The 11,171-nt window shown below is 68.3% G+C and carries 9 protein-coding genes; all 9 read left to right on the top strand.

The features are described from left to right. Window positions 1-638: hypothetical protein (locus tag V7026_RS09625; protein ID WP_334155166.1), on the top strand; the 638-nt coding region annotated here is incomplete at its 5' end. 19 nt (window positions 639-657) lie between these two features. Further along, complete coding sequence (locus tag V7026_RS09620; protein WP_334155165.1) at window positions 658-1,104, top strand: PTS sugar transporter subunit IIA; 447 nt, start codon at window positions 658-660, stop codon at window positions 1,102-1,104. Next, a complete protein-coding gene (locus V7026_RS09615; RefSeq protein WP_334155164.1) occupies window positions 1,073-1,342 on the top strand; it encodes an HPr family phosphocarrier protein in 270 nt (89 codons plus the stop codon). Before V7026_RS09620 ends, V7026_RS09615 begins: the two co-directional genes overlap by 32 nt. Then, window positions 1,339-3,066 (top strand): phosphoenolpyruvate--protein phosphotransferase, encoded by a 1,728-nt coding sequence (gene ptsP, locus V7026_RS09610; RefSeq protein WP_334155163.1) that lies wholly within the window; start codon window positions 1,339-1,341, stop codon window positions 3,064-3,066. Before V7026_RS09615 ends, ptsP begins: the two co-directional genes overlap by 4 nt. A 132-nt stretch (window positions 3,067-3,198) precedes the next feature. Further along, window positions 3,199-5,367: a type I secretion system permease/ATPase gene (locus V7026_RS09605; RefSeq protein ID WP_334155162.1), complete on the top strand. Its 2,169-nt coding sequence runs from the start codon at window positions 3,199-3,201 to the stop codon at window positions 5,365-5,367. Continuing rightward, a complete protein-coding gene (locus tag V7026_RS09600) occupies window positions 5,364-6,791 on the top strand; it encodes an HlyD family type I secretion periplasmic adaptor subunit (RefSeq protein WP_334155161.1) in 1,428 nt (475 codons plus the stop codon). Before V7026_RS09605 ends, V7026_RS09600 begins: the two co-directional genes overlap by 4 nt. Window positions 6,792-6,809: 18 nt before the next feature. Beyond that, window positions 6,810-7,493, top strand: coding sequence for a response regulator transcription factor (locus tag V7026_RS09595; protein ID WP_334155160.1), 684 nt, complete (start codon window positions 6,810-6,812; stop codon window positions 7,491-7,493). Beyond that, a complete protein-coding gene (locus tag V7026_RS09590) occupies window positions 7,490-7,753 on the top strand; it encodes a hypothetical protein (protein WP_334155159.1) in 264 nt (87 codons plus the stop codon). The genes V7026_RS09595 and V7026_RS09590 overlap by 4 nt, the downstream gene beginning before the upstream one ends. A gap of 628 nt (window positions 7,754-8,381) precedes the next feature. Beyond that, window positions 8,382-11,135 carry a retention module-containing protein gene (locus tag V7026_RS09585; protein WP_334155158.1) on the top strand — a complete coding sequence of 918 codons (2,754 nt, stop codon included), beginning with the start codon at window positions 8,382-8,384 and terminating at the stop codon, window positions 11,133-11,135. Window positions 11,136-11,171 lie beyond the last annotated feature (36 nt).

Below are 11,171 nucleotides of genomic sequence, written 5' to 3'. Positions count from 1 at the left end.
GGCGTGCTCATGGGGGCGTCGGGGGCTGCGGTACGATGGTCGGCATGGCATTGTGCCCCGCTTTTCCTCGCCCCGCCATCGCCCGCCTGCCGGGGGCCACGGCAGCGCTGCTGATGGCCCTGCTGGGCTCGGCGTGCAGCCCCGCGCTCGACTGGCGCACCGTGCGGCAGGAGGCCACACCGGTGACGGCGGTGCTGCCCTGCAAGCCCGAGCGCGCCACGCGCGATGTGCCCCTGCGCGGCCCGCAACAGCCGCCGGTGGCGCTGTACATGCTGAGTTGCGAAGCGGCAGGTCACACGTTCGCTGTGGCGGCGGTGCGCCTGCCCGACGCCTGGCCCGCGGGCGAGGGGCCTGCCGGCTGGATCGACGACTGGCAGCGCGCCAGTTGGGCCACCCTGCAGCTGCAGCCGGGGCCGGACGGGGTGCCCCCCGGCTGGGCCGCCGTGCCCTGTGCCACGCGCGGGGCCACCTTGCGGCGCTGCTGGCGCGGCCCCGGGCGCACCCCCACCGGTGCAGCGGTGCAGGCGGAGTTGCACTGGGCCAGCGACGGCCGTTGGCTGGCCCAGGTGGCGCTCTACGGCCCCGGGCTGTCGCCCGATGCCCACGAAACCTACTTCGGCGGGCTCGCCCTGCGCTGATCGGGCGGATAATTTTGTCGTGAACGCCATCCTCGTCATCGCCCACGCACCCCTGGCCTCCGCGTTGCGGCAGTGCGTGCTCCACGTCTTTCCGGACGCGCACCAGGCCGTCGATGCACTGGATGTGCCCCCGCACCAGGCCCCCGAGGAGACGCTGGCCCAGGCCCGCCGGATGATGGCCCTGCACGGCGCGGACGACACCCTGGTGCTGACTGACATCTTTGGCGCGACGCCCTGCAACATCGCCACGCAATTGCTCGATGGCGCCCACACCCGCCTGGTTACGGGGGTCAACCTGCCCATGCTGCTGCGCGCCGTCACCTACCGCCACGAGCCCATCGACACCCTGGTGTCGCGCGCCACGCTCGGGGGCACCCAGGGCGTCATGCCGCTGGCCCCCACTGCGCCGCAAAACCAATTCCGCAGGCCCGTCCATGATCCAACGCACCGTGACCATCAGCAATAAGCTCGGGCTGCACGCCCGTGCCTCGGCCAAACTCACCAAGCTGGCCGGCGGTTTTGCGTGCGAGGTGTGGCTCAGCCGAAACGGCCGGCGCGTCAACGCCAAAAGCATCATGGGGGTGATGATGCTGGCCGCCGGCCTGGGCGCCACAGTGGATGTCGAAACCGACGGCCCCGACGAGCAGGCGGCCATGGACGCCATCGTCGCGCTGATCGACGACAAGTTCGGGGAGGGCGAATGACCTTCACCCTGCACGGGCAGGCCGTCTCGCGCGGCGTGGCGATCGGCCGGGCGGTGCTGGTCGCCTCCAGCCGCCTGGACGTGGCGCATTACTTCATCGCGCCCGATCAGGCCGAGGCGGAACTGGCCCGCCTGCGGCAGGCTCGCGACGCCGTTGCAGAGGAAATCACCCGCCTGCGCCAGGGCCTGGTGCACGACGGGGTGGAGGCCCACACCGAACTGGCCGCCCTGCTGGAGGTGCACCTGATGCTGCTGCAGGACGAGCACCTGCAGGACGGCGTCAAGCATTGGGTGATCGAGCGCCACTACAACGCCGAATGGGCGCTGACGGCGCAGCTGGGGCTGGTGGCCAAGCAGTTCGACGAGATGGAGGACCCCTACCTGCGCGAGCGCAAGGCGGATCTGGAACAGGTGGTCGAGCGTATGCTGCGTGTCATGCGCGGGGTGGCCTCGCCCGTCACGGCCGCGCCAGCCCCCGGGGTGGAGACGCAGCCGCTCGTGCTGGTGGCGCACGACCTCGCCCCGGCGGATATGCTGCAGTTCAAGCAAAGCGTCTTTGCCGGCTTCGTCACCGATGTGGGCGGCAAGACCAGCCACACCGCCATCGTCGCGCGCAGCCTGGACATCCCGGCGGTGGTGGGGGCGCGCAACGCCAGCCAGCTCGTGCAGCAGGACGACTGGGTCATCGTCGATGGCGACGCGGGCGTGCTCATCGTCAATCCCACGCCCATGGTGCTGGCCGAGTACGGCTACAAGCAGCGCCAGGGGGTCATCGAGCGCGAGCGGCTGGCGCGCATCAAGAACACCCCGGCCGTCACGCTGGATGGGGAGCGCATCGAGTTGCTGGCCAACATCGAGCAGCCGGAGGACACCTTGCCGGCCCTGGCCGTGGGGGCGGTCGGCGTGGGGCTGTTCCGCACGGAGTTCCTGTTCATGGGGCGCGGTGGCAAGCTGCCGGACGAGGAGGAGCAGTACGACGCCTACCGCCGCGCCGTCGAGGGCATGCACGGCTTGCCGGTGACCATCCGCACGGTCGACGTGGGCGCCGACAAGCCGCTGGACCACCATCGGCGCGACGAACACCTCAACCCCGCGCTGGGGCTGCGGGCGATCCGCTGGAGCCTGGCCGAGCCGGCCATGTTTCTGACCCAGTTGCGCGCCATTCTGCGGGCGGCCGCGCACGGCAAGGTCAACGTCCTGATCCCGATGCTGGCCCACTTGGGCGAGATCCGCCAGGTGCAGGCCATGCTGGCCAAGGCACGCGAGCAGCTCGACCGGCGCGGGGCGGTCTATGGCCCCGTGCGCCTGGGGGCCATGATCGAGGTGCCGGCCGCCGCGCTGGCGGTGCGGCTGTTCGTGCGCCACTTCGATTACCTGTCCATCGGCACTAACGACCTGATCCAGTACGCCCTGGCCATCGACCGGGTGGACGAATCGGTGGCCCATCTGTACGACCCCTTGCACCCGGCTGTGTTGCGCATGGTGGCCGACACCATCGCCGCCTGCCGCGAGGCGGGCAAGCCTGTCAGCGTCTGCGGCGAAATGGCTGGCGACGTCACCATGACCCGTCTGTTGCTGGGGTTGGGCTTGCGCAGCTTTTCCATGCATCCGACGCAAATCCTGGCCGTCAAGCAACAGGTGCTGCGCAGCGACACCCGCAAGCTGCGCGCCTGGGCGCAAAACGTCATCGCCAGCGACGAGCCGGCTCTGCTGCTGGCCGATTGAACGGCGCTATACTCATTTTTAGCAATGCGCGGCCCGCAAGGGTAATCGGCTTTCCCCGTCGGGTGGGCGGCTGGGGCGCAGGGGATCCATCAGCAGATCGAAGGGGCGTTCGATGTCGATTGGAGCGTGTGCATGAGCGCGGCACCCAGCGAGCCGGCTGCGCCCTCCGCAGCGCCGGCGAGGGGGGACGATCCCCTGCTGGCCTGCCTGCTCATCGTGGCCCGGGCGCATGGCCTAGCCGCCAACCCGGAAGGCGCCGTGGCGGGCCTGCCCACCGTCAATGGGCATTTGACGCCCAGCCTGTTCGACCGCGCCGCCCACCGCGTTGGTCTGAGCAGCAAGGTCGTGCGCCAGCCCATCGCCCGCCTGCGCACCGAGTTGCTGCCCGCCGTTTTGCTGTTGCGCGAGCGCGACGCCTGCGTGTTGCTCGAGCGCTCGGAGGACGGCAGCCGCTGCCGGGTCGTGTTCCCGGAACTGGGCGATGCCCCGGTCGACATGCCGCTGGCCGAGCTGGAAGCCCGCTACAGCGGCCGCGCGTTCTATGTGCGGCCGCGCCAGCATTTCGACGCGCGCTCGCCCATCGTGCGCGGGGTGCGCCGGGGCCACTGGTTCTGGGGTGTGATTGCCGAGAACGCCGGCCTGTACCGCGACGTGCTGCTGGCGGCGTTCCTGACCAACCTGTTCGCCGTGGCGATGCCGCTGTTCATCATGAACGTGTACGACCGCGTGGTGCCCAACCAGGCGTTCGATACGCTGTGGGTGCTCGCGGCGGGGGTGGTGGTCGTGCTGCTGGGCGATTTGGTGCTGCGCACCCTGCGTGGGCGCTTCGTCGATCTGGCCAGCAGCCGCGCGGATGTCAAACTCTCCTCTTTCATCATGGAGCGGGTGCTGGGCATGCGCATGGAGCAGCGCCCCGCCTCGGCCGGCTCGTTCGCGGCCAACCTGCGGGCGTTCGAGGCGGTGCGCGACTTCATCGGCTCGGCCACGGTCATCGCCTTCATCGACCTGCCGTATGCGCTGATCTTTTTTGCCGTGATCGCTTGGATCGCGCCGCCGATGCTCATCCCCCTGGTGCTGGGGGCTGCGCTGATGCTGCTCTATGCGCTGGGCGTGCAGCAACGCATGCACGAGTTGGCCGAAACCACCTACCGCGCCGGCGCCCAGCGCAACGCCACGCTGGTGGAGGCGCTGGTGGGTTTCGAGACGGTCAAGGCGTTGGCGGCCGAGTCCCCCCTGCAGCGCAAGTGGGAAAAGAGCGCTGCCCTGTTGGCGCGTGTAGGCGCCCAGCTGCGCCTGCTGTCCAACAGCGCCACCAACACCTCGTCCATGATTCAGCAGACGGTCAACGTGGCGATGGTCATGCTGGGCGTCTACCTGATCGGCGAGCGCCAACTGTCGATGGGCGGCCTGATCGCATGCACCATGCTGGCCTCGCGCGCCATGGCACCGATCGGGCAGGTCGCGGGCCTGCTGGTGCAGTACCACACGGCGCGCACGTCGCTCGACTCGCTCGACCAAATGATGCAGCGCGAGGTCGAACGGCCCGAAGATGCGCACTTCGTGACCCGTGGGCATTTCGAGGGTGCGATCGAATTCCGCGACGTCTCGTTTGCTTACCCGGGTCAGCAAAACGGCGCCTTGCGCAACGTCAGCTTTCGCCTGCGGCCGGGCGAGCGGGTGGCCATCCTGGGCCGCGTCGGCTCGGGCAAGACCACGGTGCAAAAGCTCATCCTCGGCTTGTACCGGCCCACCGGCGGGGCCGTGCTCATCGATGGCGTGGACACGCGCCAGCTCGACCCGGCCGAGCTGCGCCGCCACATCGGCTACGTGCAGCAGGACGTGATGCTGTTCTACGGTTCGCTGCGCGAGAACATCACGCTGGGCGCACCGCTGGCCGACGACGAGGACCTGCTCAAGGCCACTACCATCGCCGGCATCACCGAATTCGTCAACGCCCATCCGCAGGGCTTCGAGATGGTCATCGGAGAGCGGGGCGACTCTCTCTCCGGCGGGCAGCGCCAGGGCGTGGCGATCGCCCGCGCGGTCATCCGCGACCCGTCCATCCTGCTGCTCGACGAGCCCACGGCCTCCATGGACCACTCCAGCGAGGAAACGGTCAAGGACCGCCTGCGCCGTTTCGTCCCGGGCAAAACGGTCGTGTTGGTCAGCCACCGCACCTCGCTGCTCGATCTGGTCGATCGCATCATCGTCATGGATGCGGGCCGCATCGTCGCGGACGGTCCCAAGGAGCAAGTCATTCTGGCGCTGCGTCAGGGCCGAATCGGAAAGGCTGCGCCATGAGCGAGCTGGGCGCCAAAGGATTCGAACGTTTCGGCCGTCTGGCGGCGGGCGGCAGCCGGCTGGGGCGCACCTTGTTTGGCGGCGTGGTCGAGCGCCTGGGCGGGGACTTGCCCCCGGACATCGACCGCGAGTCGCTGGACTGGGCCACGGACGCGGACTGGGCGCAGCTTCAGCAAGAGCCGCTGCGTGCGCGCTACCTGGTGCGCATCGCCGCCGTGGTCGTCGCGCTGATGATCGTCTGGGCCGCCTTTGCCGAGATCGACGAAGTCACCCGGGGCGAAGCCCGGGTCGTGCCCACCAGCCAGGTGCAGATCGTGCAAAGCGTCGATGGGGGCGTGGTCGACGAGATTCTGGTGCGCGAGGGGCAGCTCGTGCAGGCGGGACAGTTGTTGTTGCGCGTGGACCCGACGCGCTTTGTCTCTAACCTGGGCGAGAGCCGCACCATGCAGCTGGCGCTGCAGGCCAAGGCCGAGCGGCTGCAGGCCCTCATCCAGGGGCGGCCGTTCGCGCCCTCGCCCGAACTGCAGCGCAACGCGCCGCAGTTCGTGGCCCAGGAGCGCGCCGCCTACGACGCCAAACGGGCCGAGATGTCCGCCCAGATCGGTATCACCCAAAGCCAACTGGGCCAGCGCCAGCAGGAGCTCAACGAAGCCCGCGCCCGCAAGGAGCAGGCCGAACGCAGCCTCGAGCTCACCCAGCGCGAGCTGGAAGCCACCCGCCCCATGGTGCGCAGCGGCGCCGTCTCCGAGGTCGAAGTCCTGCGCCTGGAGCGCGACGTGGCCCGCTTGCGCGGCGAGCGCGACCAGTCGGCGGCCCAAATCTCCCGCGTGCAGGCGGCCATCGCCGAGGCCCAGCGCCGCATCGAAGAGGTGCAGCTCAACGCCCGCAGCCAGATGAGCGCCGAGTTGTCCGAAACCCTCAGCCGGCTGTCCGCCATGGCCGAAGGCGGCCGCGCGCTGGAGGACAAGGTGCTCAAGGCCGACCTCAAGTCGCCGGTGCGCGGCACCGTCAAGCGGCTGCATGTCAACACCGTCGGCGCCGTTGTGCAGCCCGGGCGCGAGGTGGTGGAAATCGTCCCCTTGGACGACGCACTGATCCTGGAGGCGCGCATCGCACCCAAGGACATCGCCTTTCTGCGACCGGGGCTGGAGGCCATGGTCAAGTTCACGGCCTACGACTTCGCCATCTACGGCGGGTTGCGGGCCGACGTCGAGAGCATCGGCGCCGACTCGGTCGTCGATGACAAGGGCAACGCCTACTATTTGGTCCGGCTGCGCACGCGGCAGGCCAGCCTGGGCGAGGGCTTGCCTATCATTCCGGGCATGGTGGCGCAGGTCGACATCCTGACCGGCAAAAAGACAGTGCTGGCCTATCTGCTCAAGCCGGTGCTGCGCGCCAAAGCCAATGCCCTGTCCGAGCGCTGAACCCGGAGGACCACGGACGTGAGCAAGCGACATTTTCTCGTCACCGCCGGCGCCCCCGGGGCCGCGGCCGTGATGCCCCCCGAGCGCTGGCTGCAGGCCTTCCCCGACGGGCAGTGGTCCACCTGGTCCACGCTGCAGGGCACGGTACGGGCGGCCGATACCGTGTGGTTGCCCGTCACCCACCCGGAGTGGCTGGATTGCGTGCGCCGTCTGCAGCACATTCAGGGGGCGGCGCCCGTCGTCGTGCTCAGCCCCGTGCCCAACGACGCCGAGGGGCTGCGGGCGCTGGACGCCGGCGCGCGCGGCTATGTCCACCTGCTGGCCGTCCCCGCCGTCCTGCGCGAGGTGGAGCACGTCGTCCGCCACGGCGGCTTGTGGGTGGGGTCGGAGCTGGTTCAGCGGCTGCTGTCTGCGACGCGTCAGGTCCTCGACCAAACGCCGGCGGTGCCGCGCACCGTGGCCGACTTGTCCGTTCTCTCCGAGCGCGAAGCGCAGGTAGCGCGGGCCGTCGCGGCCGGCAAGTCCAACCGCGAGGTGGCCGACCAGCTTTGCATCAGCGAGCGCACCGTCAAGGCCCACCTGGGCAGCGTGTTCGACAAGCTCGGCGTGCGCGATCGGTTGCAACTGGCGCTGCGTCTGTCCGGCGGCGAAGCGGCGACCGCGCCCGACGGCACCCCTGCCCCGACCGAGGCCCGCCCATGAGCCCTGACGATGCTCCCGATACCCCGGATGCGGTCGGCGCGTCCTCGCCCGATCGGGCCCGGCAGCTGCTTGCCAGCACCGACCAGGAGCTGGCGCGCATCGCCGAAGACCTGATCGACATCCTGATCGCCCGCGGCGTCATCCAGTTTACGGATTTTCCGGCCGAGGCCCAGGCCAAGCTGCTGCAACGCCGCCAGACCCGCGCCACCCTCAGCCGGCGGCTGCAGCTGCTGGACGACGGGGATTCTGGGCTGATCTGATCCGCGTCCATCCCCCGTCGCCGGATCGCGGGCGCGTTCGTCGAGCCCGTGCTCGACCAGCGAAGCGGCCGCCGCCCGATCTTCGGCCCGATGCGCGCCCCGACACCGCGCAGACATCGATCGTTGTCACCCCCAACCCCCAAGCGCAACACGGGGACACGTTCCCCTCCTCTGCCAAGACCAACCTCGCCTCCAGCGACAAGAGGACCGATGCCTTTGCGGTTCAAGTGCGCCCCTGCCATCGTTTGCCGCGGACCGTCACGGAGACGGCACCCCGGACGCGTTCGATCGCGACGGCGATGGAGCCCCCGACGCGCTTGAAGACGACGGTCAAGCATCCACCGCGCCGACGGCGCTGGCGATCGACGATTCCCTCGATGGCTCGGTCGCGGATGCCGACGTCGGCGCCCCGCGGCGCCCGAGCCTCCCGACCTCACCATCTTGGGCCTTCAACTCGACGCCGGCCCCAGCCGCGAAGTCGATCCGATCGTACCGCTCAAGGACAAAGGCAACGCCCAAAAGGACGGCTGACGCGCCGGCCCCCAAAAATGGACTTAAGTCCAATGGCCGCAGCCCGCCCCCGGGCGTAAGCTGTGGCCGACGTCTTTCTACGCTCAGGAGTGCATCCATGGCCAAAGCCACCATCCTCTCGCTCAACGGCAACGCCGTCATCGTCGGGCCCGACGGCAGCACACGCGCGGCCAAGGTCGGTGACGTCGTGCAAAAGGGCGAAACCCTGCGCACCGCCGCCGGCGCCCGCGTCGAGCTGCTGATGGACGATGGGCAAATCCTGGCGATGGGGCCGGCGCAGGCGGTTCGCGTTGACGAAACGCTGGTCCAGACCGATGCCACCCCCACGTCGGCCGATGCGGCCTTGCAGCCGCAGACGGTCGAGCAAATCACCCAGATCCTCGAGCAGGGCGGCGACCTGACGCAGGAACTCGAAGCCGCGGCTGCGGGCGCCGCTGGTGGCACCGGTGGCGATGGCAGCAGCTTCGTGCGGCTGCTGCGCATCACCGAAGGCGTCGACCCGTTGGCATACGACTACCAATTCAACCCAGAAGGCCCCATCGACGCGCCGCTGCTGACGGCGGAGGCCCCTCAGCCTACCGAGCCGCCGGCCACCGAGCCGCCGGCCACCGAGCCGCCGGCCACCGAGCCGCCGGCCACTGAGCCGCCGGCCACTGAGCCGCCGGCCACCGAGCCGCCGGTCATTCTTCCTACCATCACAGGCAGCGACGGCACGGTGCGCGAAAGTTCGCTGGACCAAGGCAGTGAAGGCACTGGAAACCGGAACAGTGGCTCGCCCGGCACCCGGTTCAACGAGACCGAGGAAACCGTCACGGGGTCATTCACCTACACCCCGGGCAACGTGCCCAACAGCATTTGGCTGGTCAACGACAACGGCGACGAGATTCAGCTCACCGGCCCCGGCCCGTGGACGCTGGAGGGCAAGTACGGCACCATCACGGTCACGCTGACCGGCGGCGGGACATACGAATACACCTACACGCTGACCGGCAACGTGTCGCATCCCAAGCCCGAAATCAACGGGGATGACGGCGATGGCCCATTCGACGTGCTGGATGGGGACGACACTTACGAAGACGATACCGTTCAGGATCCCTTCGTGATCCAGGTGCGCGATCCGGCCAACGTCGTGTTGGCGTCGTCAAGCATCGGCATCACGATCACCGACGACGGCCCCCAAATCCTTCCGGTCGAAATCGAGGGCGAAGACGCGGCGCCTGCCGAACTGCCGCAGCTTCGTACCGAGGACAAGGCGCTGGCATCGGGCACGGATGCCGACAGCGACGCGGAAACCGACCAGGCCGAGGTGATGGGCACGGTGTTCCAAGTCGTGTTCGGTGCTGACGGTCCCAAGCTCGTCTCGGGCGAAGAGCCGGGTGAAGATGGGCCGTCCGAAGGCATGGTCGGCATGACCTTTGCTTTTGGGCCGCTGAATGGCGTGGACTCCGGCCTACGCGACACGCTGACCGGTGAGCCGCTGTTCCTCTACACCTCGGACGACGGCCGCACCGTCTGGGCGCGGGTGGGCAACGAGGGTGAGCCGAATGTGGAAGGTTGGGCTGCATTTACCTTGACCGTGGGGGGTTTTGGCCGCTTGGTACTGGAGCAGCAGCGCGCGATTCTGCACGATGCCCCTGACGGGGAGGAAGGTGGCGCCGATGAGCTGAAAGTGCTCAATCTGGGCGAAGTGCCCTTCGTTCTGAACATCACGGCCACCGACAGCGACGACGATCGGGCGACCCAGGCCCTGGATCTGAACGGCAAGCTGGCATTTGGCGACGACGTGCCGAAGTTCATCCTTGAAGATGAAGGATCCGTCGGCCTGCAGCGGCTCGATCTGGAAGAGGAATCCGTCAAGGACATCGGCGGCAACAACGAAGCCGACGGGCTGGGCACTCAGGGCGTTGGCACGATCAAGGAAGGCGTTATCCACTGGGGCGCGGACGGCTTTGGCGGTGTGGTCAAGGCCACCGTGGGTGGAACGGATTACGACCCTGCTGACGGGGTTATCACCATTCGGTTTGGCGTCGATGGCAAGGCGTTGCCGTCCGACAGCTCGGACAAGCTGGGCGCCATTCTGACCATTCAGGCAACGGGTCCTGACGCGGGCAAATACACGCTCGAAGTCGTGGGCGCGTTGCAGCACGATACGGTCACCCACACGGACTTGTACGGGCTGGATAATGCCGGGCGCGATACCGCGATGCAGGCTGCGGAAGACTGGCTTGATCTCAGCACCATCACGCTGGTAGGGCAAGACAAAGACGGCGACCCCATCCAGGTGGATCTAACGGCGCGCGTGCAGGACGATGTGCCCGAGGTCGTGGTCAACGCGCCCACCCAGGGTTTGGTGCCGACCTTCACGGTGGCGTACAGTGGCGGCGAGGCGGGCTACAACAACAGCTTTGGCTGGTATATCAAAAACGCGAGTGGCGACCCGGTCTCGGGCACCGTCATTTGGGACAACGTCAAGACCGGTGCCGCGACCTCGATCTCGCTGCCTGCTGGCGTGTCGCCGGATCAGATTGGCTTCTTCCTGATCCCCAACGGCGACAAACTGAATGCCGGCCTGACGGGCAACACCAGCGTCACCTTCGAAAAGATCGGCGGACAATGGATCGCCAAGGTTGGCGGCACGGCTTTGTCGGGCGCCGGCGCGCCGGTTTACTTCTCGGACCAAAAACTCAACCTGGACGGCCAGTCGCATGTGCAGGCCACACCGTCTGGCACCGCCGCTGGCGCGGAGGCCAAGGGCAACTTCAACTGGGAAGACCTGCGGATCACCACCGGCTCGTCCGATAAGGACTACAACGACGTCAACCTGACCATCCAATTGTACCGCCCGCAGTAGATTGGACACAGATTTGCAGTTCATGCAGCCTTCCGG

Source organism: Tepidimonas sp. (assembly GCF_036825565.1).
Taxonomy (GTDB): Bacteria; Pseudomonadota; Gammaproteobacteria; order Burkholderiales; family Burkholderiaceae_C; genus Tepidimonas.
The sequence above is the reverse complement of the archived record's forward strand: the minus strand, read 5'-3'. Positions and strand labels throughout refer to the sequence as shown.